This is a genomic window from Streptomyces sp. NPDC045695 (assembly GCF_056432025.1).
Window position 1 is genome coordinate 61,217 of the sequence record NZ_JBWKJU010000021.1, and the last position, 24,936, is coordinate 86,152.

Sequence of the window (24,936 nt, forward strand, 5' to 3'; positions counted from 1 at the left end):
CCCTCGACTGACGAGAGCCCCGCCGGACGGGCAGGACAGGCAGGCCACTTTCGCGGAATTGGCCTTCCTTTGGTGACGGTGGGCCTCGCTACGTTTCGTGGCATGCGCATCCAGATCGTAGACGCCTTCACCACCCGACCCTTCGCCGGAAACCCCGCCGGTGTCTGTCTGCTCCCGGCCGGCGAGTGGCCGGACGACACGCGGCTGCAGCAGATCGCCGCGGAACTGAACCACGCGGAGACGGCCTTCGCCCTGCCGCTGTCGGCCAGGGGCGAGGCCGATTGGGAGATCCGCTGGTTCACCCCGACCGTCGAGGTCGGCCTGTGCGGCCATGCCACTTTGGCCACGGCGCACTCGCTGGAACGGGACGGGCTGCTGCCGGCCAGCGGGTCGGTGCGGTTCCGCAGCCGCTTCCACGGCCTACTCATCGCGCATGCCGGGGAGGAGGGGGAGATCACCCTGGACTTCCCGGCCGCGCCGGCCATTGAGGTCCCCGTCCCCGGCGGCCTCGCCAAGGCGCTGGGGCTGCGGCCCGAGGCGACCTTCCGTACCGGCGCCCTGGGCCATCTCCTGACCGTGCTGCCCGACGAGGCAGCCGTACGGGGGCTGCGCCCCGACCTCGGGGCGATCGCGGCCCTGACCAGGCGTGAGGAATTGTGGGGGGTCATCGTCACCGCCGCTGCGGCCGCGCCGGGGTCCGGCTACGACTTCGTCTCCCGCTTCTTCGTGCCCGCCAACGGCATCCCCGAGGACCCGGTGACCGGCAGCGCCCACACGGCGCTCGCCCCCTACTGGTCGGCGCGGCTGGGCAGGTCCGGCGTCCTCACCGGATTCCAGGCGTCCGCCCGCACCGGCCTGGTCAGTACGGAGCTGCGGGCGGACCGTGTCCTGCTCACCGGGCACGCGGTCACCGTCCTGGAGGCGACCCTGCGCGTCTGACGGTCCGCCCGCGGCGACTGTGACCGCGGGACCCCTGCGGCGGCGTCTTCCCTGGCGCCCGCGTCCCCGTCGCCGTCCGCTTCGGCATCCGCGTCCGCGACCGTTCCCGCCTCCCCTTCTGGTACTCCGACGGCTGTCGGCTCCTCGGTGCCCTCATCGCCGCGCGAGTGGCTTTTCCCCACCACCGCCTACGGCGCCTCGGCTGGATCCTGTGTCGCTTACGGTGCCTGAGGCCCGTTCTCCGCGCGTCCGGTGGGCAGGGCCTGCTCGGCCCAGATCGTCTTGCCCGTGCGGGTGTGGCGGCTGCCCCAGCGCTGGGTGAGCTGGGCGACGAGCAGTAGACCGCGGCCTCCCTCGTCGAAGACGCGGGCCCGGCGCATGTGGGGGGCCGTGCTGCTGGAGTCCGAGACCTCGCAGATGAGCGCTGTGTCAAGGATCAGGCGCAGTTGGATGGGGGATCCGCCGTAACGGATGGCGTTGGTGACGAGTTCGCTGACGACGAGTTCGGTAACGAAGCCGAGGTCCTCCAGGTTCCAGGTGGCCAGTTGCTCGCAGGCCAGTGCACGGGCGCGGGCGACGGAGGAAGGGTCCGCGGGTACGTCCCAGCCGGCGACCCGGCTGGATTCGAGCGCACGGGTACGGACCACGAGGAGGGCGACGTCGTCGGCGGGCCGGTCGGGCACCAGACTTCGTAGGACTCCGTCACAGATCTCCTCCAGTGCACGGCCGGGGCCGCCGAGAGCCCGGCGGAGCATCGCGAGTCCGTCGTCGAGGTCGCGGTCGGGGGCGAGGACGAGGCCATCAGTGTAGAGGGCGAGGATGCTGCCCTCGGAGACGTCGAACTCCGCGGTTTCGAACGGCAGACCGCCCAGCCCCAAGGGGGGTCCTATCGGCAGGTCGAGGAAGGAGACCTTGCCGTCAGGGGTGACCATGGCCGGGACAGGGTGACCGGCGCGGGCCATGGTACAGCGGCGTGAGACGGGGTCGTAGACGGCGTAGAGGCAGGTGGCTCCGACCTCGCCCGGGCTCGGTGGTTCCTCTGCGGCATCCTGTGGCCGCTCGGAGTCCAGGCGCAGGACGATGTCGTCGAGCTGGGTGAGCAGTTCGTCGGGGGCGAGGTCGACGTCGGCGAGGGTGCGTACGGCGGTGCGGAGCCGACCCATGGTGGCGGACGCCTGCACCCCGTGGCCGACGACGTCGCCCACGACGAGGGCCACCCGGGCTCCGGATAGGGGGATGACATCGAACCAGTCGCCGCCGATGCCGGCGCGGGAGCTCGCTGGCAGGTAACGGGAGGCGACCTCTACGGCCGCCTGTCTGGGTGCGTGCTGCGGGAGCAGACTGCGCTGGAGGGCGAGTGCCGTGTCGCGTTCCCGTGTGTAGCGGCGGGCGTTGTCGACACACACCGCCGCGCGTGCTGCGAGTTCCTTGGCGAGCAGCAGATCGTCGTCGTCGAAGGGTTCCGGTGTCCGGTGGCGGCCGAGGATCGCCAGGCCGAGCGTGATGCCGCGGGCCCGCAGCGGCACCACCAACAGGGTATGGATGCCGTGGGTGTCGATGCTTCGGACACTGTCAGGGGAGTCCGCGGCCCACCATCGCCGCCCGGCTTCGTCGACGGCGTGGAACAGACCGCGGCCGTCCGTCAGCACGCGTCCCTGCGGCGAGTCCTTGCGGTAGCCGTGCGTGGCACCGACGGGGATCGTCACCTCGGGACAGCCCTCTAGCACGGACCGGCAGGCGGTGCGACGGAAGACGGGCGCGGCATCGGGCACGGCGCCCGTCTCGTCCCCGGCCAGCGCGGACTCCAGCAGGTCCACGAGAGCGAAGTCAGCGAAGTGCGCCGTGTACACCTCGGCCAGTTCCTCGGCGGTGCGGGCCACGTCGAGGGTGGTGCCGATCCTGACGCCGGACTCGTTGAGGACGCTCAGTCTGCGCCGGGCGAGGAACTGCTCTGTACTGTCCATGGCCGCCAGACACAAGCCTCGTATCCGGCCCGCATTGTCCTTCAGCGGGCTGAGGGACACCAGCCAGGCGTGTTCGCGGGGCTCGCCGGGGGCGTGTAGCCAAGCCTCGTACGGCATGGTCTCGCCCGTGCGCAGAACCCGCTGCACCGCGTCACCGAGGCCCTCGAAGCCGGGGAGGCGCCGCAGGCCGGCGACCGATTCGCCCACCCGACGGCCGAGCAGATCCCTGGAGGGCCTACCCATCACCCCCTCCATCGCGGAGTTGGTGGACACCGCGAGCCCGTCCTGGTCGAAGAGGGCCACCGGGACGGGGAACTGCTCCAGCGCCCACTTCTGCAGCTGCGCCGCCGGCTCTGGCACGGTGGCCGTGAGAAACCAGTGGACGGCACCGGCCCCGTCGAGCAGCGGGTGCGCGTCCAGCCGCACCTCGACGGGGTGGCCGTCCCGGTGCTGCACCACGACCGTACCGCTCCACTCGTCCGGCTCGGCCAGGCTGCGCAGGGCATCGACCGGCAGTGGTTCGGCCAGCAGATCCGCCACGGAGCAGCCGATCACGTCCCCGGGCTCGAAGCCGAGCAGGCGGCGGGCCGCGTCGCTCCACGCGGTGACCAGCCCTCCGGCGTCCGCCGCGGCTGCGGCGGGGCCCCGGTTCACCGATGCGGCCCTGCGCTCGTCCACGGGTTCGTCCTTCTCCACGGCACCAGTGTTAGTACTCATTGTGCGCCGGACCCGCCCGAGTACGCGCTGTCACTCCCGTGACCTGGACGGACGTCGAGGGCGCGCGGGCCCACGACAGCAGGTACTCCGCTCTACGGCAGGCGTTGCCGGCCGCCGACAGGGCCCGCTCCGGCGCGTGATCGTGTGTCGTGAGGGCTGGGAGACGGCTCCTGCCCTGCTGTGACTCCGCGGGCCTCGCCGGGGCCGCTCATCGATGGTCGAGGCCCCATGGGTTTGAGGTGGCGGAGGGGGCGGTCGTGGCACGTTGCGCCGCCCCGGTGTCCGCCTCACACCGCTCCCGGTCCGGCGGCGGAATCAGCCGGTAAGCAGCGAGCCGGTCGGTCCGGAACGTCACCTCCGGTGCCCCGTCGCCGCCTAGGCGGCCGATTTCTTCCGGCAGTTCATCGGCCGTCAGGGGGGTGCCGGCGTAGACGGCCATGAGGACGCCAGTGCAGGCGTCGCGTTCCGCAGCGGAGAGGCCCGGCGGGAACCCGAAGAGCCGCTTCTCGCTTCCGTCCGTGCCCAGTTGCACGCGAAGAGCCGGACTCAGTTCGTTGTCCGACGCCGTGGCGGTGAGCCGCCAGAACTGGACCTGTACGGTGACTGGTGCGCACAGCGGCCGGCCGTCGGCCGTGCCGCGCGGGCGGACCTCGACGACTGCCTCCTCGCCGGACGCATCCTCATCGAATGACACGGCGGAGCGCAGCCACTGCGCCTGTTGCTGCGCTGACCAGCCTCCGTCGTCCCGGCAGCCGCTGGCTTCCACGCCGTCGGCCCTTCCCGCACAGCCGGTCGCCAACAGTGCGGCAGCCGCGGCCAGCGACGTCAGCGAGGCGAGTGCGATGGGCGTTCTGGACATTGTTTCCCTCGATCGGAGTGGGCGCGGCCGGGCGCCTAGACGGGCGGGCGGGAAGCAGTCTCGCCCGCCAGCCGGGGTGGCGGGGGCGTCGGACGGGCATGTCGCCGTTCTGTGATCGCCGGACGTAGGCGGGTGTTCACGGGCCGTCGCGCAGTCCGTCTCGCCGAGAGGGGCGCCCTCTGGCCCAGCTCTGCAGGGTCAGCTGCTCAGCTTCCGACAGCACCAGTGGCAGCCTGTTATCGCCCATGCCATGAGGACACCGGACCCACATGATCTGAAACAGAACACGACTCATGGGGCGAGCCCTCACCTCAAAACCCGGTCACTAGGGCGCGTCACGGGCAGTGGGTCCTGGACCGGGATCAGGCGGGAGTGGCGTCCGCCGGTGTGGCGCCGGTGGGGGTGTTGCGGATGAACTCGCTGATGAGCAGGGCTGTCAGGTCGGGTTGGTCGCGCATCACCCAGGTGCGGCTGTCGGGAATGGTCTCCAGCTGGGCGCCGGGCACGATCGCGGCCAGTCGCTCGCCGTGCGCGTAGGGGAAGAGCCGGTCCTCGCGGGCGAAGGCGAGCAGGGTGGGCCGGTCGAAGGAGGCGAGCCGCCTTGCCGGTTCGAGCAGGGCCGTGGGGACGATCCCACGGGTGACCTTGACGCAGTCGCGCCGGACGCCGGGGTCGGCGAAGAAGGCCCCCAGCCAGTCGTCGATCAGATCATGGGGCAGTGCGCCCCTGGTCAGCAGGCCGAACCCGAAGGGCATGCGACGAACGGCACGCAGCCGCAGGGCCTGGAAAACCAGGGTAAGCAGACCGGGCACCCGGGAGGCGGGCTCAAGTGATCTGAACCAGGGTGACGGGCAGTTGTCGAAGCACTCGCCGTTGGTGAGGACGAGACGCCCGATCCGCTCGGGATGACGGGCGGCGACGAGTTGGGCGACGGCGGTGCCGAGATCGTTGCCGACCAGGGTCACCCGGGGCAGATCGAGCGCGACAATCAGATCCGCGACCAGCCGGGCGATTCCCGGGAGGCTGAGGTCCGTGCCGGGGTTCATCGGGGTGCGGTGGGCACCGAGGGGCAGGTCGGGGGTGATGCACCGGAAGTCCGGGGCGAGCCGGGCGACGACCGGTTCCCAGAGCCTGCTGTCCATGAGGTACCCGTGCAAAAGCAGCACAGGCTCGCCTTCTCCGGTGTCCCGGTAGTGGACGGTTCCCTGGTTGAGCGTGAGCTGTGGCATGGACGGGCACCCTTCGGGGCGAATTACATACAGACTGTATGCATGTAGAGTGACATACAGGCTGTACGGAACTCAAGGGGGCAGGATGGAAGCGACCGGCACCAAGCACACCCAGCGTTCCCGGGCGACCCGGGCGGCTCTCATCGCCGCCGCCCGGTCACTGTTCGCCGAGCGCGGGTACGCGGGGGTGGGGACCGAGGAGATCGTCCGGGCCGCCGGGGTGACCCGGGGGGCGCTCTACCACCAGTTCCGGGACAAGAACGATCTGTTCGACGCCACGGTGCAGACGGTCGAGGCGGAGCTGACCGAGCGGATCGCCGGGCAGGTCATGACAACCGCCACGGATCCGGTGCAGGCGCTGAAGGCGGGGGCGCGCGCGTTTCTCGACGCCTTCGCCGAGCCGGACGTGGAACGCGTTCTGCTGCTGGACGCCCCAGGGGTGCTGGGCTGGCGGCGGTGGCGGGAGATCGGCCAGGAGCACGGCCTCGGAGTGATCACGGCGGCCCTGGAGGCGGCGATGGCGGCCGGGGCGCTGGCCCCCCGGCCCGTACCGCCGCTGGCCCACATCCTTCTCGGCGCGCTGAACGAGGCGGCGCTGATGGTCGCGCACGCGGACGATCCCGGGACCACCCGCACGGAGATGGCGGAGGCACTGGAACACCTGGTGGACGGGCTGCTGGTGCGGAACGGGAATTGAGCGGGTGCCGTCCGCCGATCCTGTGCGCGGTTGCCCGATCCAACAGGTACCAGGCGACCTCGCGTTTCTCCGGCGGGCCGTACACCTTCGCCGTCGCACTGAAGGACAAGGGCGTCCCCGTCCCGGGCATCGCGAAGAAGCTCACCATCAAGACGGGGAAGAACGCAGGCAAGTCCCCATCCGTCGCCTCCCTCTACCGAGCACTCGCAGAAGCCGAACAGGCCGCCGCAGACCACGGCCTGCCGCTTCGGCCCAAGCCCGTCGGCATCCGCCGCCCCGGGGAGCCGCTTACCGCCGAAGAGATCGACCTCCGCGACCGGCTCCAGGCCCAGCCCCACCCAAACGCCGGAGCCACTCCCCCCTTGGATGACCTGGCGACCGGCGACCCCGGCGAACGCCTTCCCGCCGGGGCCCTGCTCTCGCAAGATCAAGTGCTTAGCGTTAATGGCTGTTCTGATGGTCCCCTTGGCCGATCTCCGTCTCCAGCGCCCGCCACATCGCGCCCGCATCCAGATCCGCGCCGCTCTCGGCAACCAGGTCCTGCTGCTCGCTCCACAGCCGGAACACCCCGTCGAGCATCCGTGACGCCTTCGCCACTCGGCCCCGGGCCGCCACCCAGTCCCGGTCGGGCGCGCGGCGCGCGGCGCTGATCAGCCTCACCTGCATCAGCAACACGAACAGGTCCAGCGCATCGTCGGTCGCCGCGGCCTCCATGTGCCGGCTTTGGGGCTTACGTCGGCGATACCCGTGGACGTGATCTTGCGGGCATGGTGCCGAGCGCGGCCGGCCCACGGCAGGCGCCGGTCCCGGTTTGGTCGTAAGGTGGGCGCTTCAGTCGTCGATCGTTTCGGATGCTACAGCTGGCGCGGCTTGTCTCCGGGGCCGGTAGGTGAGGGCGTCGGTCAGGCGGTCGGCGTCAAGGGTCAGACGGACGATGTGGTGGTCTGATATACCCGGTTCGACCTCGATCACGTCGACATCCCTCACCGCTCCGAGTAGGGCGGGCGTGGCGTAGATCCTGTCGATCCGCGTGTCCGGGCCGTGCGTCGGACTGGCGTTCATCGTGCGGGACGCCGCTGCCTTGTCGCCATCGCGGGTGTTCGCCCAATAGCGGGCCACGTCCTCCAGGCCGGCGGTGCGCAGAGCCTCGTCAGGGTAGGTGTCCAACAGCCGCTGCCCATCGGGGCCGATGTGGGAGCGGTGGAGCCGGTGCGGCCGGTCGGCGATCTGTTCCAAATCCGGCAGGGGGAGGTCCCCTTCCAGACCGGGCACCGGGTAGGAGTTGTTGTCACCGCCCATGAGGGCGGGCACCAGCATTCGCTCGCCGTCCGGCATCGTCCACTTGCGGTCGGCCCACTTCGTCAGCCGCTCCACCTCGGCCTGGCGGGTTGTGGCCGAGGCGTGGTTCAGGTGATAAGAAGCCACAACAAGGGGCAGGGACTGGCTGCCGCCTGGTGTGAAGCGGAAGACCGCAACCGTGGGTGGATGAACCCAAACAGGGCCGACGTCCTCACACTCCCTCAGCGGCTGGAACAGCGTCGGGTTCGCGAAGACGGCCGTGCAGGCTCGGGGGCCGAGCCAGCCGCGCAAGCCAAGGACAGCCTCAACCTCGTACATGATCCGGTTGCCGTCCGCCGCAGCACCATCCATCTCTTGGCGGAGGACGAGGTGAGGGTCGAGGGATGCCAGCAGCTCGTGGGCACGCCGCCGCTTGGTGGTGTCACCAGCACCGTTGCGTTTGAAGTTCCAGCACAGGACTGTCACATGCTGGCTCATGCGTGCACCTTTGAAGAGAGAAGAGAGTCGTCTTCGCGTCGCCCGTAGCCTCATCCCCGAATGGACGATTTGGGCACCGTCAACAACAGTGTTCCACAAGCCGCTCGCCGTCCAAGGCCAGGCGCCAGAGCCCCGCCCGAGCTTTGTGTGCTTGCCTACCCATCAGATGTCGTTCTGCCCAGGTCGGCCCTGCGGTTCCTGTCCGACCTGCTGGTCGTGCGACAACGCCAGCGGGGGACTCTCTCAGGAGCCCGTACCGCCGGTGAACTCGATGGCCTTCAGCACGTCCGGGGTGAACTGCCGCAGGTAGGAGTAGCAGTTCTCCAGCATCACCAGATGACCGTTGTCGCGCGGCAGCCTGCCGGTCACCTGGGCGAGCGCAGCCCGCAGCCGTTGCATGCCGATGGTGTTCCGCAGCAGAGCGTCGACCATCTCGTCCTCGATCCCGATGTCGACCAGGACCGGCAGGATCTGGTCCAGCAGGGCCTGCCGCCCCTCCCCGGCCGCGGCACGGGCGGCCAGCTCGTCCCGCATCTTGATGCGCGCCCGGCTCTCCCTCGCCGAGACGGCCTGGTCGAACAGGCTGATGACCTCGTCCAGCACATCGGCGGCCGACTGCGAGAGCACCGTCAACAGGATCGGGTGCCTGCGCTGCGGCTCGCGCCGGTCCAGCGACTGCGCGGTCAGCCGACGCCCGACCGCCGCCAGGAACCGACGCCGCTGCGCCGGCAGGCCCGTCAGGTCCAGGGAGTGGGGGCCGCGCAGGAAGCCCAGCTTGTCCAACTCGGCCTTCACTGCGTTCGCCGAGTCCCCGGTCGCGCCCTTGGACAGCCAGTTCAACCGCGTCGTGTCGCGTTCCAACACGGCAAAGCCAGCTGTGTCGAAAACGTCGCCGTCGTAATAGAAGACCCGGAGCCCCGCACGTTCGGACGAGCTCATATGCCGCGGCGTCGAGCCTGTCACTATCAAGATGGACGCACAGGCCGGTGGGCTCAGGCACCGCAGCAGGGGCGACAGCCCCGCATCCGCTGCCCAAACCGGGACCTGCTCGACGAAGACCCTCCGGTAACGTCAAGGTATGAGTCACCCGCATCCAGAATTGAAAGCCGCCCCGCCGTTGCCCGCAGGAGGGCTGAGGGTCACCGCCCTTGGCGGCCTGGGCGAAATCGGCCGCAACATGACCGTCTTCGAGCACGCTGGCAAGCTGCTCATCGTCGACTGCGGCGTGCTGTTTCCCGAGGAGCATCAGCCCGGGGTCGATGTCATCCTTCCCGACTTCACCTCCATCCGGGACCGACTGGACGACATCGTGGCCGTGGTGCTGACACACGGCCACGAAGACCACATCGGGGGCGTCCCGTACCTGCTGCGCGAGCGGGCCGACATTCCTGTCGTCGGCTCGAAGCTGACCCTGGCGTTCCTCGAGGCGAAGCTCAAGGAACACGGCATCAAGCCCCGCACGGCACGGGTCCGCGAGGGTGACCGCCGGAAATTCGGCCCCTTCGACTGCGAGTTCGTGGCGGTCAACCACTCCATCCCGGACGGCCTCGCGGTCGCCATCCGCACCGGCGCCGGGATGGTGCTCCACACGGGTGACTTCAAGATGGACCAGTTCCCCCTGGACGACCGCATCACCGATCTGCGCGCATTCGCCCGCCTCGGAGAGGAGGGCGTTGACCTCTTCCTCACCGACTCCACCAACGCCGAGGTCCCGGGCTTCACCACCTCCGAGCGCGAGCTGAACCCGGCGATCGAGCAGGTCATGCGTACCGCCCCGCGCCGGGTCATCGTCTCCAGCTTCGCCAGCCATGTGCACCGCATCCAGCAGGTACTGGACGCCGCCCACCAGCACGGACGCAAGGTCGCCTTCGTTGGCCGGTCCATGGTCCGCAACATGGGCATCGCCCGCGAACTCGGCTACCTCAAGGTCCCCTCCGGCCTGATCGTGAGCATGAGGGAACTGGAGCAACTCCCGGACAACAAGATCACCCTGGTCTGCACCGGCTCGCAGGGCGAGCCCATGGCGGCCCTGGCGCGCATGGCCAACCGCGACCACCAGATCCGTATCGGCCAAGGCGACACCGTTCTCCTCGCGAGCTCTCTGATCCCCGGCAACGAGAGCGCCATCTACCGGATCATCAACGGGCTGACCCGCTGGGGCGCGAAAGTCGTCCACAAGGGCAATGCCAAGGTGCACGTCTCCGGCCACGCCAGCGCTGGTGAGCTCGTGTACTGCTACAACATCGTCAAGCCCCGCAACGTGATGCCCGTGCACGGTGAGTGGAAGCACCTGCGCGCCAATGCCGACCTGGCCATCGCCACTGGAGTCGACCCCGACCGGGTCGTCATCGCCGAGGACGGAGTCGTCGTCGACCTCGTCGACGGACGCGTCTCCATCACCGGCAAGGTTCCGGCCGGAAACGTGTACGTGGACGGCATGACGGTCGGCGGCGCCACCGAAGCATCCCTCAAGGACCGAGTCACTCTCGCCCAGGAGGGCGTGGTCACCGTCGTGGCCATCGTCGACGCCAACACGGGCGCGCTGGCCGAGGCCCCCGACTTCCTGGCCCGCGGATTCGAACACGACGACACCACCTTCGCCCCAGTCATCCCGGTGATCGAAAAGGTCCTTGCCACCGCTGCGGCGGAAGGCGTCGGCGACGCGGTGCAGCTCGAACAGCTCATCGCGCGCGCCGTGGCGTCATGGGCGTTTCGCACCCACCGGCGCAAGCCCCTCATCATCCCGGTGATCATCGACGCATGACGCCTGCGGCGGGATACGGCCGGGCGGCACACAGCGCGCCGCCGGCGGCCGTATCCCTTCCTACGCTGCCTGAATGAGCATCAGACGGTCCCCAGCCTGCGAAGCGCCGGGCTCCTACGCCGCGCGGAGCGTCCGCTTGCGCCGGTGTACTCCTCGGCCCCCGCCTACGCCGACCATCGCAGCGAGTCAACAATCGCGCTTGCGGGCGATCTCCGCCATGAACGCCGATCGAGATGGGTGACGGCCGGCGGGGCCAGGTGAGTGTCAGCTGCCGTCACGCGTGGTTCCGGCTGCCGGATTGTCGGCATTCTCGGGCCAGTCCCAGATCGCCAGGGCCTGATTGAAGAAAAGCGTGTCCGGACACTTCTTCTCGTGAGCGACTCCCCAGGAACAGTGGAAGAAGACGGTCGGGTCGTCCCGGTCCGCCAGGAGGGCGCCGTGCGGTTCACAGGGCCCCCCGTCGACAAGATCAGCCGCCGGGTCGACTGAGACGGCCTGCGCGGATGCGACGTATGCGGGAAGACACAGGGCACCGAAGGCGAGGACGGCGGAGGCCGCCATCCGGGAAACCTTGAGCATTTTCGAATCCTTAACTCGTGACGCGGCAGAACACGCACAGCGCCTTTCGCTGCAACGGCGACCGACGCCAGGCCACTCCCGTCCACAACGCCACCACACCCTTCCTGGTGATGGCCACGCCCAGCACGTTTCCCCAACCCCGTCACCCGCTCGCACACTCCCCCAGGACGCGATGCGGGTGCGGCGGCGAAGAACGCCGCATCGGCCGGGCCGGCTCCATGCACGTCGTTCACCAGCCCAAGCTCAACCCTCGGCAGAGCACTGCAGTCCTGCGCGACGGCCACCTGGCGTTCCTGCAGCCACGACGTCGCAGTGCACGGTCTGGTCGGGGCCGTCAGCCGCGCCACCGCAAGGGGGGAGCGGTTATGCATCTGACGCGACGGTATGGATAAACGATTCAGCAGCCGCCCAGTTACGGCCGCAATCCACCAGCCCGCGCCATCGCGGCTGCGGCACGTCAGCCGCTGAAAGGCTATACGCCTTCCCCGAACACCGAATCCCGCATATCGGCATATCGGCACATCGGCACATCGGCCCCGGTGACGTCCAGACGCAGCCGTACGAAGCGTGGACGGCGCCATGTCCCGCGGTCGATCGCGGTGTCGGCACTGATCTCCACCACGAGCTCCGGCACCACGAGGACGGGGTCAAGGGGTTCGCGGCTGCCCAGGTGGGGGTGAAGGTACACCGATCCAGGGGTAGTCGGGGCCGGCGATAGCGAGATGGTCGGTGAGCTGTCCGGCGGCGTCCGGTTTCAGGTGCATGGCGTGGCTCGCTTTGTTCACGAAAACGAACAAACGTCCTCCGCCTGGGCAACCGCGACTCCGTCGCAGCTCGGTGGCAGCAGGCCAACCGGTTTCGGGCGCACCTCTACAAGTACCTGCTGCTGCAACGGTCGGTGCGAGGAATAGTCAATAGCTGTGGATCGGTCGAGGGTCATCGCTCAGTCGGGCCGCTTCTTTGCCCGGCCGGCCCTTCGCCAGACCGCGGTCATTCCAAGCGCCAGGATGCCTAGCGCCGCGACCACGATGGCGACCTTGATCGCACGGTCCAGCAACAGGTGGTGAAGGAGTTCCGAGGACTCCGCTCCGAGGCTGGTCATCGCCGGCTCTCCTGTCGCCGCGACCAGGAGGCCCCGTTCTTCCTGCCCTCAAACCGTTGGGCAGCGGCGCGAAGCCCGGCTCTCACCACGGGGTCCGCATACCGGCGTACCTCGTCGAGCCTGCCCCTGCGGTTGAGAGTCAGGGCGATGGCGAAGACCAGCAGCGCCAGCATTACGAGACCGCCCACTATCAGGCCGAACCTGATGAGCACAAGATTGAGGTACGTCTCCACGAAAATGCCTCCACCCGTTCTGTCACGTCTGTGATAAATCAGTTGTATCACAGACGTGATAGAAAGGTTCCGTGCCTAAGCATGTAGACCCGGTCGCTCGCCGTCGCCACGTCGTCGACGCGTTGTTTCGAGTCGTCGTCCGCGAGGGTCTACATCGCACCTCGCTTCGCGCCGTCGCCGACGAGGCCCGGCTCAACATCGGCTCCCTGCGCCACTATTTCGCCAGTCAGCAGGACCTGATGCGGTTTGCGATGCAGTCGATGCTCGACGGGGTCGGCGATCGATTGCTCGAACACCTCGAGCGGATCGGAGACCTGGGCAGCCGCCCCCGCCCCGAACAGTTCCAGCTCGCAGCCGCGCTCCTGGCCGAGCTTCTGCCGCTCGACGAACACCGCCGAGCCGAAGTCACCGTCTTCCTGGACTTCAACACCGCTGCCCGCACCAACCCTGCCTTCGGCGACCTGTCGCGCCAGGCCGCCGAAGGCACGAGAACGCTGATGCGCCGCGTACTCACCCGGCTCGACGCGACAGGCGCCCTGCGCCCCGGCCTCGACCTCGACATCGAGACCGAGCGGCTGACGGCGCTCCTTGACGGGCTCAGTCTCAGCGCCGTCCTGCACCCCGAGATCCTGTCCCCACAGGCATGTGCCGATGTGCTCGTCGCGCATCTGGGCGATCTGTCGCGGCCCATGGGGACTCCAGACTCGGCGCACTGACGGCAGTGCCCGGTGGATCAAGCTGCAGCCGAACATATTGGCCGACCAAGGGGTCGGGTGGGAGGATGGCAGATACCGGCCGTCGGCCGACGTGTTCACCGAGGAGGCTTTCCATGGGCGCAGCGCCGTCTGACCCCGTGCCGCATGACATGGCGCCGCAAGCCCCTGGGGCCCCGGTCAGTGAGGCACTGTTCAGGGCCGCGCGCCTGCACCGCGTGGCCGCCGGGCACCTGCTGCGCACCACCGGCCTCTTCCCCGGCCAGGAAATCCTCATGATGCAGCTGTGGGAACACGGTGAGCAGCGCCAGACCGACCTGATCAAGACGTTGGGCCTCGACGCCTCGACGGTCACCAAGACGTTGCAGCGCATGGAGCAGGCCGGCTTCGTCACCCGCCGGCGTGCGGAGCTGGACCGGCGCATCATCCTCGTCTCGGCCACCCGGGCCGGCCAGGCCCTGCGCGGCCAGGTCGAGCAGGCCTGGCGTGAGCTGGAAGCCCTGACCGTCGCCGGCATGAGCGACGAGGAGCAGTCCTCGGCGATGCGGATCCTGGAACGGTTCGAGGCCAACCTCGCAGCCCCGCAGTCCCACGCGCCCGGCCGCGCCCCGGGCCCCTGAGCAAGCCCCCGGGCTCTCCAGCTGGATTCGAGGCCGCGGCGGGCACGTCAGGTGTCGGCGCACACATGAACGTTGATGAGTACGCCGACATCAGGCTGCGTCAGGCGGTGCGCGGGCGCTTCGTACGTGCGCTGCGGATATCGCGCAGGTAGAGCAGGGCCACGCAGGCGAGGATCCACGCGGTCAGGATGGCCAGGCCGGAGCCGAGTCCATCGTTGTGGAAGTAGGACATGCCCTGCAGGGCGCGCACTCCGGCGCCGACGGGCAGCACGCTGGAGAGCGGGTGGAGCCAGTCGGGCAGGTAGAAGGAAGGCATGACTCCGCCGCTGGTGGCGTTGCCGAAGATCAGCAGGACCACCGAGGCGATGGCGGCGCCCGCGGATCCGGTCCATTTCACAATGGCCATGGTGGCGCCGCCCGCCGCCATGGCCATCAGGGCCGTCACCACTGCGGTGCCGGCGAAGGAAGCGGGGAGGGCGCCGAAACCGGTGCCGCCGGCGAGGAGAGCGACGATGATGCCGCCCAGGGCCCCGAAGAGGGTCAGGCTGGCGATGCGCTGGCGAAAGCGAAGAGCGGGCGCGGCCTGGTAGGTCATCATGCCGAAGAGGTAGCCGGCCAGGACCAGGCCGAAGGCTGCGTAGAAGACCGACAGGCCGCGGGTGTCGCCGGCGGACACCGGAAGGATGTCCTCGCCGGCCGGGGGCGGACCGTCCTGCAGTGCGGCTTGGGCGAAGGCTGCGGTCAGGGTGCCGGTGACCGACGGGCCGTTGGCGCCGGCGTAGAGCAGCTTGCCGCTGCCCTGGCCGTGGCCGGGGAGGTAGGCGGCGTAGACCTCGCGGTGCTCTACCGCCTCGCGGGCCGCGGCTTCGTCGCCGTAAGGCCGGACCTCGAAGCCGCCGGAGACGGCGCGCTCCAGGTCGGCTTCCAGGCGGTGCGCCTCGGCGGCGGTGCCGACGGCCGCGACGGGGAGGTCATGCGGGCGGGGAGCGTGGAATGCGGCGAGGTAGACGCTCACGAAGATCGTCCCGATGGCGAGCACCACGGCGACGGGCAGCAGGACGCCCTTCAGGCCGGAACGCGGATGCGGTTCGGGGGCGGGGTCGGGTATGTCCCCGTGGGCGGCCGGCAGGACGTCGGCGATCGGGAGGTAGGTGGGGGCTGGCATGAAGAAGGACCGTCCACAACTTGTAAGGTGCCTGATAACGGAAGCAGTAAAACATAAGTTGCCTTACAAGTGGGGTCCATGTGAGCGAGCAGCCCATCCACACCGGCTATCTGGCCTGGCACTTCGCCCAGGCCATGGCCACCCGCCTGGAGAGAGAACTGCGCACCCTCGAACTCAACCTCGCGCAGTACAACGCCCTCCAGCAGGCCCAGCGCCAGCCCGGCATTTCCAGCGCCGACGCCGCCCGCCACGCCGGCATCACCGCCCAGTCCATGGGCTCGGCGGTGGCCAGCCTCACCGACCGCGGGCTGCTCACACGCTCGCCCCACCCCACCAACCGCCGCATCCTGTGCCTGCACAGCACCCCCGACGGTTCCCGCCTCCTGGAGATGGCAAGAGATGTGGTCCGCCGGGTCAACGAAGAGGCACTGGCAGTGCTGGAACCCCAGGAGCAGGCCTCGGTGCACCACCTCCTCCACCGTCTGGTCGCCCATCTCAACCCCGGCGCCCTGCCCCCCACCGCCGGTCCCACAGCAACGCCCGACCCGTGAGACCAGCAAGCCGTACCCACCCGCAGCACCCGCGCGGCGGGGCTGGAGGGCTGCCTGCACGGAACCCCGCCTCCTCATACTTCAGAGCTACGCAGCAAAGCAGCTCTGCAGGGTGACGCCGACCACGGCCGCTCATCCCTAACGTCGGTAGAGACACCTTCCCGACACTTCAGACCACCACTCCCGGCCTGCCACCGCCGTACCCGGTGACGGCCGGCCTCACTCGAGGTGAACGTGAACGACGAGCTCCCCGCCGACCGGCCCGGGGAAGTGAACGCCCTCCAAATGGCGACGCACTCCTTGCTGCAGGATCTGCTGACGCTCAGGTCCGACCCGCTGCCGCCCCTGCGTGGGCCCCGTCGGCTCGGCCGACTGCCCCACGCATGCGTTGCCGCGGCCGCCGCCGTCGTGCTGATCGCCACCAGCGATCAGCTCGGCCACCGCAACCAGCTCGGCCTGGGCTACGGCATCCTCCTCGCGCTGCTCCAAGGCGGCGCGCTCCTGCTCGCTCTCGCCCACCCCGCTCCCGCCTGGTGGCTGTCCCTGACGGGGGCCGGCATCGCCGCCGCGGCCAGTACTCCTCATCTCCTGGAGAACACACCCTGGCCGTGGACCATCCCCGGCTTGTGCGCACATGCCGCGGTACTACTGCTGCTGTCCCTGCGCGTCCGCGCCCCCGCCGCATGCGCGGCCCTCGCCGCCTCCATCCTCATGCCCTTCCTGATCGAACTCGCTGCGGGCGCCGGCCGGTACGAGGGCAACAGCTTCCTCGCCTTGGTCCTGTTCTCCCTCGCCGTGGTGCTCGGCGCGACGATGCGCGGCCGGCGCGCGGCCCGGGCCCAGCTGGCCGAGCAGGCCGCGCTGACCACCGCAGAACGGGCACAGCGCACCCTGCTTGAGGAACGCGGGCGCATCGCCCGCGAACTGCACGACGTCGTAGCCCATCACATGTCGGTGATCTCCATCCAGGCCCAGGTCGCACCCCACCTCACCGAGAACCCGCCCGAGCTGGCTGAGAACCTGGCGGGCATCCGGCAAAACGCACTGGACGCCCTGACCGAACTGCGCCGGATGCTCGGAGTATTGCGCTCCGACGACACCGACAACCCCCACGACCCGCAGCCCACCCTCGACGACCTCGACGCGCTGGTGGCCAACGTGCGCGGGGCCGGCCTGACCGTGACCACCGAGATAACGGACCGTCCTGTCCAGCACCTCGACCCCGGCGCGCAGCTTGCCCTCTACCGCATCGCGCAAGAAGCGCTCAGCAACTGCCTGCGCCACGCCCCCGGCGCCGACGTCCACCTGCGCCTCGCCCACACCGACGACGTCCTCGAACTCGATATCACCAACACCGCCTCCACCACACCCGCTCCGCCCTCCCCCGGCTCCGGCCACGGACTCCTCGGCATGCGCGAGCGCACCACCATGCTCGGCGGCCACCTCACCGCCGGCCCCGATGACACCGGCGGCTACCGCGTCAGCGCGTGCATCCCGCTCAACGGACCCCTCGCCGCCCACCGCGACGACGACATGTGCACGGAGAAAAGCACCACATGACACCGGTTCGCGCGGCGACGTCCGACCGCGGGGGGGGCCGGGACGTCGCTACTACAGCACGCACTCGTCCCAGTGCAGTAACCCAATGAACAACGTCTGTTGCCAGAACAACGGACCCAACACGAATGAGGCCCCATGCCCGAGGACGCCCGCACACCGCTCCACACCCGCTACGGCACCGGTGATCCTCATGCCCTGCGCTAACGCATCCACGAGACGCTGCTCGCAGAGATCACCGGCGGTACGCTGCCGCCCGGCACGCCTCTCGACGAAGAGGACACCGCCCGCCGGCTGGAGGTCCCCCAGGTTCGGGTGCGGGAAGTCCTGCTGACGCTGGCCTCACAGCGCCTGGTCGAATACACGGGCCCGGACAGCGCATACGTCACCCACACCGGCACCACCGAAGCCCGGCACACCGCGACCGTCCTGCAAGGCCTCTACCGCACCGCCCTCCTCAGCGCCCCCTGGCCCATGAGCGACGACCGCGTCCAAGCCGTGCGCAACTGCGCCGCAGCACACACCCGCGCCGCTTCCATAGGCGATGGCGCCGAAGCCCTCGCCGGCGAACTGGCCCTGTGGGACACCATCCTCCACACCTGCGCCAACCCGCCCCTCCATGACGCCGTCAACCACCTCAAACCCGTATGGCAACGAGCCCACCGACTCCACCTGCCCACATCAGGTGTCAGCCACGCCGACTGGAACCCGTTCCTGACCGCCTGCGCCACCGGCGACCGCCCACAGGCCCTCCACCACCTCGACCAGCACTGGCAGTGCATCGACCGCCGCCTCACCCACCCCGGCACCTGAGACATCGGGCACCAACAGACGCCACGCGTCAGACGTCAGGCCTTCACGAGCCACACAGAGCGAATCCCGGCAAAGCGGTCAACGACGTGGCGTGGCGGCCTTGTCTCCCCCACCAGCTGAGGAGGAACGAGCACTACGGCCAGGACGTCACCGTTCCCCTACGCCGCACTGAGCCGCATTCCCGACCTGGGATACCCAGGTCGGCGGCCGCCAGGTGTCGCCTCCGGGCGCGGCGGGACCGCCAGACCCGGCCGAGTGCGACCTGCCCCGGGCCGACAACGCCGCCGTCACGAACACAGGCCCGGGCTGTCGGGCCACGGGTCGAGGTATCGGTCGCCGCTCTGCACCCCGGGCGCCGGCTACATGTGAGCGGCCTGACCCTCGGGTGGTGCCGCCGGGCCGCCGGTTTCCTGTTGCGCGTGCCGGGTCGCGGCGAGGGCCAGGCTCGCCTCAATCTGCTCCAAGATCTGGAGAGCCTCGGCCTGCCGTTCCTTGGGCAGTTGCCCGGCGGTGCATTCCTCCAGCTCTGCCCAGACCTCGTCGACCTGGTGGCGCAGGGCGAGGCTGGCCTCGGTGGGCTCGACGATGGTCACCCGCTTGTCGGTGGGGCTGGGGCGGCGGCGAACGAACCCGGCGTGTTCGAGCCGCTTGACGGTGCGGGTCATGGTGGCCGCGTCGGAGCCGAGCAGCCGGACCAGGTCGATCTGGCGCTGCGGCCCGAGGTCCCACAGCTGCATCATCACCAGTTCCTGGCCGGGGTGCAGGCCGACCCGGCGCAGGAGCTGCCCGGCGAGCATGCGGTGCAGCCGGGCCACCCGGAAGATCGCGTGGGCCATCGGCCCGGCCTGGACCGAGGGCGGCATCGGCATGCCGGCCGCCTCGGCAGCGTCGGGCCGGGAAGCCTCGCAGTCTGGGCCGTTCATGTGATGCTGCGCTCCTTCAGGTAACTGCTCGGACATCTATGTCCGAGTCTACCCCTCCATAGCGACCAGGAGCCGAGCGCTGACAGAGCACAAAATCGCCCGTTTCGTGTGGAGTCGCATGAGACGGGAATGCCCGGGAGCCCGTTACTTGTTCGAGCAGGTAACCTGAAAATGTCAGCGGCCCTGCGAGGGGCCCGTACGAACGAGGAACGAGACATGAACAAGGCTTTCGCCCCCTACGACCTGGCCGGCACCCGACTGGCCAACCGCATCGTGATGGCGCCGATGACACGCAGCCGCGCCTACGGGCCCGGCCAGTCAGCCACTGATTTGATGGCTACCTACTACGGGCAGCGCGCCAGCGCCGGCCTGATCGTCACCGAGGGCACCCAGCCGTCAGCGGTCGGTCAGGGCTACCCGAACACCCCGGGCGTCCACTCCGCCGAGCAGATCGAGGCGTGGAAGAAGGTCACCGGCGCCGTCCACGAGCGGGACGGGGTGATCTTCCTGCAGCTGATGCACACCGGGCGGGTCGGCCACCCGAGCCTGATGGGCCTGACCCCGGTCGGCCCCTCTGCGGTCAAGGCCGCAGGCCAGGTCTACACGAACGAGGGCCCCCAGGACTTCGTCACCCCGCACGCGCTGACCGAGGCCGAGATCGCCCAGACCATCGCCGGCTACGCCACCGCCGCCCGCAACGCGGTCGAGGCCGGCTTCGACGGCGTGGAACTGCACGGCGCCAACGGCTACCTGATCCACCAGTTCCTCGCCCCGAACTCCAACACGCGTACCGATGGATGGGGCGGCTCCCCGGAGCGCCGCATCCGGTTCGCGGTAGAGACGGCGAAGGCCGTCGCCGAGGCGATCGGCCCGGAACGGGTCGGCTTCCGCATGTCGCCCGGCAACCCCTTCAACGACATCGCCGAGACCGACCACGACGACATGGAGCTCACCTACTCCGCTCTCGTCGACGCCCTGGCCCCGCTGAACCTGGCCTACCTCCACCAGATGGAGTCCCCCGGGTCGCGCCAGCTGACGGTCCGGCTGCGCCGGCAGTGGCCGGGCACCTTCATCCTCAACCCGTTCACCGGCACCCAGCCCACCGGCCCCGAGGAGCTGGACCTGATCCAGGACGGCACCGCCGACCTGATCGCCTACGGCGCCCTGTTCCTGGCCAACCCCGACCTGCCCGAACGCCTCGAACGCGGCGGCCCCTTCAACACCCCCGACCGGGCCACCACCTACGGCGGTGACGAGCGCGGCTACACCGACTACCCCGCCCTGCCCTGACCCGACACACGCAACCGGACCAAGGAACGAAGGCACCCGCCATGAACCCAGACCCCACCAGCCCGGCAGCGCCAAAGAAGCCTGGGATGCGACTGAACGGCACCGTCGACCGCACGATCAACATCGACGCCCCCTCGCTTGAACAGCTGGATCTCACATCCAAGCGCGTGCTCGTCGTCGGCGGGACAGGCGGCCTGGGCCGGGCGGTGGCCCAGCAGGCCCTGGCTCTCGGCGCCCAGGTGACCGTCGTCGGACGGACCTTCCGCGACCACGCCACGGACCGGCTCACTTTCGTCCAGGCGGACCTGTCCTCGATGCGCGAGGCGGTCCGGCTGGGCAGGGAGCTTCCCGCCGAGACCTATGACGTCGCCTTCTTCTCGCTGGGGATCATGGCCGCCAAGACCCGCGAGGAAACCGCCGAGGGCATCGAGCGGGACCTGGCCGTCAGCTACCTCAGCCGCCTCGCGGTCCTGCAGGGCCTCAGTCCCAGGCTGGGAACCGGCCGCCCGGACAACGCGCCCCAGCCGCGCGTGTTCATCATGGGAGCACCCGGGACCGGCAACACCGGCCGGCTCGAGGACCTCAACTCCGAGCACGGCTACAAACCGATGGCCGCGCACATGAACACCGTCGCCGGCAACGAGATCCTCGTGCTCGCAGGGAACCGCAGACTGCCCGGGCCGGCGTACTTCGGCCTGAACCCTGGATTGATCAAGACCGACATCCGCTCCAACTACCTGGGGGAGGACAGCCTCCTGCACCGTCTGGCCGAAGCCGTCGTCGGACTGGCCGGACCCTCCCCCCAGACCTACGCGGCCAGAATCGTCCCCCTGCTGTTCACCGACGACCTCAACGGCCGCAACGCCCTGATGTTCAACAACAAGGCCCAAGCGATCCTGCCCAGCGCCGGACTCGGCACGCACTACAACGACCGCTTCCTGGACGCCTCCGAAACACTCCTGCACCGCGCCACCCGCTGACCCCAGGAACCGCCAACTTCACGGCCTTCTTTCGCGTCCCGAGGAGAGACCCCCATGCCGTTCACCGTCACCGATGTCCCGAGCCTGCCCGCCGGGTTCACCGACACCTTCGCCAGCCGCACCGTCACCACCCGGGAGGTGACCCTGCACGCGGTCGTCGGCGGCGACGGCCCGCCGCTGCTGCTCCTGCCCGGCTGGCCCCAGTTCTGGTACAGCTGGCGTCTGGCCATGCCCGCCCTCGCCGAGCACTTCACCGTCATCGCCCCCGACATGCGTGGCATGGGTGCCAGCGACAAGCCCGCCACCGGCTACGACGCCCTCACCCTCGCCGACGACATGGCCGAGTTGATGACCGCCCTGGGCCACGACCACTTCGCCGTCGTCGGTTACGACCTGGGAATGCTGGTCGCCTACGCCCTCGCCGCAACCCACCGCGACCGCGTCACCCGTTTCGTCGGCGCCGAGTCGATCCTCCCCGGCGTCACTCCGTTCCCGCCGATGCTGACGGACCCGGCCACCAACGAGTTGATGTCACACTTCGTCATCAACCGCCTCGCAGACCTCAACGAACGCCTGATCGCCGGCCGTGAGGAGATCTACTTCGGCCACCAGTTCGCCACCAAGACCGCCACCCCCGGCGCCATCCCGCAGCACGCCGTAGACCTGTACGTCGACCATCTGCGCGGCCCGGCCGCCCGGCGTGCCAGCTTCGAGTACTACCGCACCCTCGATACCACCGCCGAGCACGTCCAGCGCTGGCGCGACCAAGGACCGCTGACCATCCCGGTCCTGGCCATCGGCGGCCAGTACAGCACTGGCACCATCCCCGCGGAGACCATGCGCCTGGTGGCCACCGACGTCACCGAACTGGTCATCCCCGGAGCCGGTCACTTCCTGCCGGAAGAAGTTCCGCAGGAGCTGACGAAGCGGCTGCTGGAATTCCTGCACTGACCGACCGGTCAGCATCAGCTGCGAGGTGAGGGGCCCGGTGAACGCTCCCTCACGTGTTTCTTGACGGCGGACGCAGCCACCCAGGGAACGGAGCGGCGCCCGGAGGTCGGCCGTCGGCTTGTCCGGTATGCAGATCCCATGCCGAATCCGGCCATGGGAGCCATGCTGAAAGAAGGCCTGGACGGCGTGATGGAGGCCGTCGCCTCTCTGGCGGCAGTCGCGGAGGATCCTCCAGTTCTTCATGCGGGCGAAGGTGTATTCCACTGCCTTCCAGCGGGCCTCGTGGGGCTTGGTGCTGGGGCGAAGGGCTCCCCGAAGACCTTCGCCAACGGGCTCTGCCAGGGTGGAGGCACGACACGCACCCGTCCGAAAGGCCCGCCGATGCCACGACCCGCCTCCTCCCCCGCTGCCCGGCCCACCGCAGTGCTCGTCGTGGAGGACGACCCCGAGGTCCGGGCCGCCGTCGTGGACGCGCTGGCCGTCGAGGGGTACGGGGTGCGGGAGGCGGCGGACGGGCTGGCCGGTCTCAGCGCGGTGGCCGCCGAGCCGCCCGACGCCATCGTGCTGGACCTGGCCATGCCGGTGCTGGACGGGCTCGCCTTCTGCCGCGAGCTGCGCGGGCTCGGGGACCGTACCCCCGTCCTCGTCCTCACCGCCCGCGACGCCGTCAGCGACCGGGTGGCCGGGCTGGACGCGGGCGCCGACGACTACCTGGTCAAGCCGTTCGCCCTGGACGAGCTGCTGGCCCGGCTGCGGGCGCTGCTGCGCCGGGCCACGCCCGCCCTCGGCGCGGACCAGCCCGCCGCAGGCGCGCTGTCCTTCGCCGACCTGACCGTCGATCCGGCGACCCGCACCGGTGTCCGCGGCGGCCGGCGGCTGGAGTTCACCCGCACCGAGTTCGCGCTCCTGGAGCTGTTCCTGGGCCATCCCCACCAGGTGCTGCCGCGTGAGCTCATCATGGAGCGGGTGTGGGGCGCCGACTTCGGGCCCGAGTCCAACTCGCTGGCGGTATATGTCGGTTACCTGCGTCGCAAGCTGGAGGCCGGCGGCGCCCCGCGGCTCGTCCACACCGTGCACGGCGTCGGCTACGAACTGGCGGCACGATGACCGGGCGCAAGGCCCCCGCGCCGCTGCTCCGCCGCCTGGGAGTGCCCCGCCGCGCTCCCCTGCGCACCCGGCTCGCTGTGATCACATCGGCGGCCGTCGCCCTGGTCGCGCTCGGGGTGTGTGCCGCCGCGTACGTAGTCATCCGCCACGAGTTGGTGCGCCAGCTCGACCTCCAGCTCACCCAGCAGGCGAACCTGATCGCCCAGGAGAAGCGCGACCAGCCCGCCGGGCCGCTGTACGGCGAGTGCGTCTGGCTGTCCGCCCCGGCCTGCGCGCAGATTGTCGCCCCCGGCACCGGGCACCGCGCCGGGACGGGCGAGGAGCTGGTCCTGCCGGTCACCGGCGCCACCCGCGCGGTGGCCGAGGGCTCCCGACCGGCGTACTACAGCGGCATCACCCTGCGCGGCCACCGGATGCGGATGCTCACCACCCCGCTGCGCGGCCACCGCGCGCTCCAGCTCGCCATCCGCTCCGACACCGCCGACCAGGGCGTCGAGCAGGCGGGCCGACTGCTGGCCGGGGTCGGCGGCGCCGGGGTGCTGCTCGCCGCGGGCCTGGGCTATCTGGCGTCCCGTACGGCGCTGGCGCCCGTCACCCGGCTGACCGCCACCGCGGAACGGATCACCGCCACCCGCGATCCCGCCCACCGCATCGAGCTGTCGGCGGCCGAACGGCGACGCCCCGACGAGATCACGCGGCTGGCGGACAGCTTCAACACCATGCTCGGCGAACTGGAGCAGTCCGTCGCCGCCCAGCGCCGGCTGGTCGCCGATGCCTCCCACGAACTGCGTACCCCGCTGACGGCGCTGCGCACCAACGCCGAGCTGCTCGCCCGCGCCGACCGGCTCTCCGACCGCGCGCGTGACCGGGCCGCGGCCGCGCTCGGCCGCCAGCTGCGCGAGGTGACGGGGCTGGTCAACGATCTGATCGAGCTGGCGCGCGACGAGGAGCCGCAGCCGCTGGTGGAGCCGGTGCGGCTGGACCGGCTCGTGGCGCACGGCGTGGAGCAGGCGCGCGGCCACTGGCCCGGCACCCCGTTCACTGCGGAGCTGGCGCCATGCACGGTGCACGGCGTTCCGGCCCGGCTCGCCCGGCTGCTGTCCAACCTGCTCGACAACGCGGCGAAGTTCAGCCCGCCGGGCTCCCCGGTGGAGCTCCGGCTCACGGCCGCGGAGGACGCCACCGTGCTCACCGTCCGCGACCACGGTCCCGGTATCGCCGTCGAGGACCTCCCCCACGTCTTCGACCGCTTCTACCGGTCGCGCCAGGCGCGCGCCCTGCCGGGCTCCGGCCTCGGCCTGGCCATGGCCCGCCAGATCGCCCGCGCCCACGGGGCGGAGCTCACCGCCGAGCGCCCGGAGGGCGGCGGGGCCTGCTTCCGGCTGCGGTTCCCCCTCTCCTGACCGA

Annotated in this window: 24 protein-coding genes and 1 pseudogene; 13 read left to right on the top strand and 12 right to left on the bottom strand. The window is 70.0% G+C overall.

The genetic code is table 11. The features are described 5' to 3' along the window. Positions 1-102 precede the first annotated feature (102 nt). Positions 103-939, top strand: coding sequence for a PhzF family phenazine biosynthesis protein (locus AC07DU_RS28060; RefSeq protein WP_479114383.1), 837 nt, complete (start codon positions 103-105; stop codon positions 937-939). Between the two features lie 218 nt (positions 940-1,157). On the opposite strand, the gene AC07DU_RS28065 is transcribed toward AC07DU_RS28060, so the two are convergent. The 3 genes from AC07DU_RS28065 to AC07DU_RS28075 form a co-directional block, all read right to left on the bottom strand. Next, complete coding sequence (locus AC07DU_RS28065; RefSeq protein WP_479114386.1) at positions 1,158-3,620, bottom strand: ATP-binding SpoIIE family protein phosphatase; 2,463 nt, start codon at positions 3,618-3,620, stop codon at positions 1,158-1,160. A gap of 208 nt (positions 3,621-3,828) precedes the next feature. Continuing rightward, positions 3,829-4,479: a hypothetical protein gene (locus AC07DU_RS28070; protein ID WP_479114388.1), complete on the bottom strand. Its 651-nt coding sequence runs from the start codon at positions 4,477-4,479 to the stop codon at positions 3,829-3,831. Positions 4,480-4,841: 362 nt separating this feature from the next. Further along, complete coding sequence (locus AC07DU_RS28075) at positions 4,842-5,708, bottom strand: alpha/beta fold hydrolase (protein ID WP_479114390.1); 867 nt, start codon at positions 5,706-5,708, stop codon at positions 4,842-4,844. An 85-nt stretch (positions 5,709-5,793) separates the two neighbouring features. Here AC07DU_RS28075 and AC07DU_RS28080 point away from each other — a divergent pair, with 85 nt between their 5' ends. Continuing rightward, on the top strand, positions 5,794-6,405 hold the full coding sequence (locus tag AC07DU_RS28080; protein WP_479114392.1) for a TetR/AcrR family transcriptional regulator: 612 nt from the start codon (positions 5,794-5,796) through the stop codon (positions 6,403-6,405). Between the two features lie 441 nt (positions 6,406-6,846). Here the strand turns inward: AC07DU_RS28080 and AC07DU_RS28085 are convergent, their stop codons facing one another. The 3 genes from AC07DU_RS28085 to AC07DU_RS28095 all read right to left on the bottom strand — a co-directional run bounded on the left by AC07DU_RS28085 (position 6,847) and on the right by AC07DU_RS28095 (position 9,042). Next, positions 6,847-7,119, bottom strand: coding sequence for a hypothetical protein (locus tag AC07DU_RS28085; protein ID WP_479114394.1), 273 nt, complete (start codon positions 7,117-7,119; stop codon positions 6,847-6,849). 117 nt (positions 7,120-7,236) lie between these two features. Then, positions 7,237-8,181 (bottom strand): endonuclease/exonuclease/phosphatase family protein, encoded by a 945-nt coding sequence (locus AC07DU_RS28090; protein ID WP_479114396.1) that lies wholly within the window; start codon positions 8,179-8,181, stop codon positions 7,237-7,239. Between the two features lie 243 nt (positions 8,182-8,424). After that, positions 8,425-9,042 (bottom strand): hypothetical protein, encoded by a 618-nt coding sequence (locus AC07DU_RS28095; protein ID WP_479114398.1) that lies wholly within the window; start codon positions 9,040-9,042, stop codon positions 8,425-8,427. Between the two features lie 217 nt (positions 9,043-9,259). Here AC07DU_RS28095 and AC07DU_RS28100 point away from each other — a divergent pair, with 217 nt between their 5' ends. Then, positions 9,260-10,945, top strand: a complete 1,686-nt coding sequence (locus AC07DU_RS28100) for a ribonuclease J (RefSeq protein ID WP_479037977.1) — start codon at positions 9,260-9,262, stop codon at positions 10,943-10,945. Between the two features lie 264 nt (positions 10,946-11,209). On the opposite strand, the gene AC07DU_RS28105 is transcribed toward AC07DU_RS28100, so the two are convergent. The 3 genes from AC07DU_RS28105 to AC07DU_RS28115 form a co-directional block, all read right to left on the bottom strand. Next, positions 11,210-11,524, bottom strand: coding sequence for a chitin binding peritrophin-A domain-containing protein (locus tag AC07DU_RS28105; protein ID WP_479114400.1), 315 nt, complete (start codon positions 11,522-11,524; stop codon positions 11,210-11,212). A gap of 943 nt (positions 11,525-12,467) precedes the next feature. Next, a complete protein-coding gene (locus tag AC07DU_RS28110; RefSeq protein ID WP_479114402.1) occupies positions 12,468-12,626 on the bottom strand; it encodes a hypothetical protein in 159 nt (52 codons plus the stop codon). Then, positions 12,623-12,859, bottom strand: a complete 237-nt coding sequence (locus AC07DU_RS28115; RefSeq protein WP_479114404.1) for a hypothetical protein — start codon at positions 12,857-12,859, stop codon at positions 12,623-12,625. Before AC07DU_RS28115 ends, AC07DU_RS28110 begins: the two co-directional genes overlap by 4 nt. A gap of 71 nt (positions 12,860-12,930) precedes the next feature. Between AC07DU_RS28115 and AC07DU_RS28120 the strand changes: the two genes are divergently transcribed. Both AC07DU_RS28120 and AC07DU_RS28125 read left to right on the top strand, forming a co-directional pair. Continuing rightward, the gene (locus tag AC07DU_RS28120; protein ID WP_479114406.1) at positions 12,931-13,575 is read left to right on the top strand and encodes a TetR/AcrR family transcriptional regulator; all 645 of its coding nucleotides are present in this window, start codon (positions 12,931-12,933) and stop codon (positions 13,573-13,575) included. Between the two features lie 113 nt (positions 13,576-13,688). Further along, positions 13,689-14,192 (top strand): MarR family winged helix-turn-helix transcriptional regulator, encoded by a 504-nt coding sequence (locus AC07DU_RS28125; RefSeq protein WP_360905437.1) that lies wholly within the window; start codon positions 13,689-13,691, stop codon positions 14,190-14,192. 100 nt (positions 14,193-14,292) lie between these two features. Here the strand turns inward: AC07DU_RS28125 and AC07DU_RS28130 are convergent, their stop codons facing one another. After that, positions 14,293-15,357 (bottom strand): ABC-2 transporter permease, encoded by a 1,065-nt coding sequence (locus AC07DU_RS28130; RefSeq protein ID WP_479114408.1) that lies wholly within the window; start codon positions 15,355-15,357, stop codon positions 14,293-14,295. 80 nt (positions 15,358-15,437) lie between these two features. On the opposite strand from AC07DU_RS28130, the gene AC07DU_RS28135 reads away from it, so the two are divergent. From AC07DU_RS28135 to AC07DU_RS28145, 3 genes are all read left to right on the top strand, one after another. Then, on the top strand, positions 15,438-15,908 hold the full coding sequence (locus AC07DU_RS28135) for a MarR family winged helix-turn-helix transcriptional regulator (protein ID WP_479114410.1): 471 nt from the start codon (positions 15,438-15,440) through the stop codon (positions 15,906-15,908). Positions 15,909-16,142: 234 nt separating this feature from the next. Beyond that, the gene (locus AC07DU_RS28140) at positions 16,143-17,468 is read left to right on the top strand and encodes a sensor histidine kinase (RefSeq protein ID WP_479114412.1); all 1,326 of its coding nucleotides are present in this window, start codon (positions 16,143-16,145) and stop codon (positions 17,466-17,468) included. Positions 17,469-17,780: 312 nt separating this feature from the next. Beyond that, on the top strand, positions 17,781-18,278 hold the full coding sequence (locus AC07DU_RS28145) for an FCD domain-containing protein (RefSeq protein ID WP_479114414.1): 498 nt from the start codon (positions 17,781-17,783) through the stop codon (positions 18,276-18,278). 359 nt (positions 18,279-18,637) lie between these two features. Here AC07DU_RS28145 and AC07DU_RS28150 read toward each other — a convergent pair whose 3' ends face one another. Beyond that, positions 18,638-19,201: a MarR family winged helix-turn-helix transcriptional regulator gene (locus tag AC07DU_RS28150; RefSeq protein ID WP_479114416.1), complete on the bottom strand. Its 564-nt coding sequence runs from the start codon at positions 19,199-19,201 to the stop codon at positions 18,638-18,640. Positions 19,202-19,417: 216 nt separating this feature from the next. Between AC07DU_RS28150 and AC07DU_RS28155 the strand changes: the two genes are divergently transcribed. From AC07DU_RS28155 to AC07DU_RS28165, 3 genes are all read left to right on the top strand, one after another. Then, complete coding sequence (locus AC07DU_RS28155) at positions 19,418-20,491, top strand: alkene reductase (RefSeq protein ID WP_479114418.1); 1,074 nt, start codon at positions 19,418-19,420, stop codon at positions 20,489-20,491. 86 nt (positions 20,492-20,577) lie between these two features. Beyond that, positions 20,578-21,471: an NAD-dependent epimerase/dehydratase family protein gene (locus tag AC07DU_RS28160; RefSeq protein ID WP_479114421.1), complete on the top strand. Its 894-nt coding sequence runs from the start codon at positions 20,578-20,580 to the stop codon at positions 21,469-21,471. Between the two features lie 54 nt (positions 21,472-21,525). Continuing rightward, the gene (locus tag AC07DU_RS28165; RefSeq protein ID WP_479037912.1) at positions 21,526-22,422 is read left to right on the top strand and encodes an alpha/beta fold hydrolase; all 897 of its coding nucleotides are present in this window, start codon (positions 21,526-21,528) and stop codon (positions 22,420-22,422) included. A 180-nt stretch (positions 22,423-22,602) separates the two neighbouring features. On the opposite strand, the pseudogene AC07DU_RS28170 reads toward AC07DU_RS28165, so the two are convergent. Continuing rightward, positions 22,603-22,686 (bottom strand): annotated as a pseudogene (locus tag AC07DU_RS28170) (IS5/IS1182 family transposase); the annotation flags it as partial. Between the two features lie 117 nt (positions 22,687-22,803). Here AC07DU_RS28170 and AC07DU_RS28175 point away from each other — a divergent pair. Next, the gene (locus AC07DU_RS28175) at positions 22,804-23,529 is read left to right on the top strand and encodes a response regulator transcription factor (protein ID WP_479114423.1); all 726 of its coding nucleotides are present in this window, start codon (positions 22,804-22,806) and stop codon (positions 23,527-23,529) included. Further along, complete coding sequence (locus AC07DU_RS28180; RefSeq protein ID WP_479114425.1) at positions 23,526-24,932, top strand: sensor histidine kinase; 1,407 nt, start codon at positions 23,526-23,528, stop codon at positions 24,930-24,932. The genes AC07DU_RS28175 and AC07DU_RS28180 overlap by 4 nt, the downstream gene beginning before the upstream one ends. Positions 24,933-24,936: the final 4 nt, after the last annotated feature.

What these genes read in the sequence shown, in the direction of transcription:
- AC07DU_RS28060 (WP_479114383.1), top strand. Translation starts at nt 103, where the DNA reads ATGCGCATCCAGATCGTAGACGCCTTCACCACCCGACCCTTCGCCGGA.
- AC07DU_RS28065 (WP_479114386.1), bottom strand. Translation starts at nt 3,620, where the DNA reads ATGAGTACTAACACTGGTGCCGTGGAGAAGGACGAACCCGTGGACGAG.
- AC07DU_RS28070 (WP_479114388.1), bottom strand. Translation starts at nt 4,479, where the DNA reads ATGTCCAGAACGCCCATCGCACTCGCCTCGCTGACGTCGCTGGCCGCG.
- AC07DU_RS28075 (WP_479114390.1), bottom strand. Translation starts at nt 5,708, where the DNA reads ATGCCACAGCTCACGCTCAACCAGGGAACCGTCCACTACCGGGACACC.
- AC07DU_RS28080 (WP_479114392.1), top strand. Translation starts at nt 5,794, where the DNA reads ATGGAAGCGACCGGCACCAAGCACACCCAGCGTTCCCGGGCGACCCGG.
- AC07DU_RS28085 (WP_479114394.1), bottom strand. Translation starts at nt 7,119, where the DNA reads ATGGAGGCCGCGGCGACCGACGATGCGCTGGACCTGTTCGTGTTGCTG.
- AC07DU_RS28090 (WP_479114396.1), bottom strand. Translation starts at nt 8,181, where the DNA reads ATGAGCCAGCATGTGACAGTCCTGTGCTGGAACTTCAAACGCAACGGT.
- AC07DU_RS28100 (WP_479037977.1), top strand. Translation starts at nt 9,260, where the DNA reads ATGAGTCACCCGCATCCAGAATTGAAAGCCGCCCCGCCGTTGCCCGCA.
- AC07DU_RS28105 (WP_479114400.1), bottom strand. Translation starts at nt 11,524, where the DNA reads ATGCTCAAGGTTTCCCGGATGGCGGCCTCCGCCGTCCTCGCCTTCGGT.
- AC07DU_RS28110 (WP_479114402.1), bottom strand. Translation starts at nt 12,626, where the DNA reads ATGACCAGCCTCGGAGCGGAGTCCTCGGAACTCCTTCACCACCTGTTG.
- AC07DU_RS28125 (WP_360905437.1), top strand. Translation starts at nt 13,689, where the DNA reads ATGGGCGCAGCGCCGTCTGACCCCGTGCCGCATGACATGGCGCCGCAA.
- AC07DU_RS28130 (WP_479114408.1), bottom strand. Translation starts at nt 15,357, where the DNA reads ATGCCAGCCCCCACCTACCTCCCGATCGCCGACGTCCTGCCGGCCGCC.
- AC07DU_RS28150 (WP_479114416.1), bottom strand. Translation starts at nt 19,201, where the DNA reads ATGAACGGCCCAGACTGCGAGGCTTCCCGGCCCGACGCTGCCGAGGCG.
- AC07DU_RS28155 (WP_479114418.1), top strand. Translation starts at nt 19,418, where the DNA reads ATGAACAAGGCTTTCGCCCCCTACGACCTGGCCGGCACCCGACTGGCC.
- AC07DU_RS28160 (WP_479114421.1), top strand. Translation starts at nt 20,578, where the DNA reads ATGCGACTGAACGGCACCGTCGACCGCACGATCAACATCGACGCCCCC.
- AC07DU_RS28165 (WP_479037912.1), top strand. Translation starts at nt 21,526, where the DNA reads ATGCCGTTCACCGTCACCGATGTCCCGAGCCTGCCCGCCGGGTTCACC.
- AC07DU_RS28175 (WP_479114423.1), top strand. Translation starts at nt 22,804, where the DNA reads ATGCCACGACCCGCCTCCTCCCCCGCTGCCCGGCCCACCGCAGTGCTC.
- AC07DU_RS28180 (WP_479114425.1), top strand. Translation starts at nt 23,526, where the DNA reads ATGACCGGGCGCAAGGCCCCCGCGCCGCTGCTCCGCCGCCTGGGAGTG.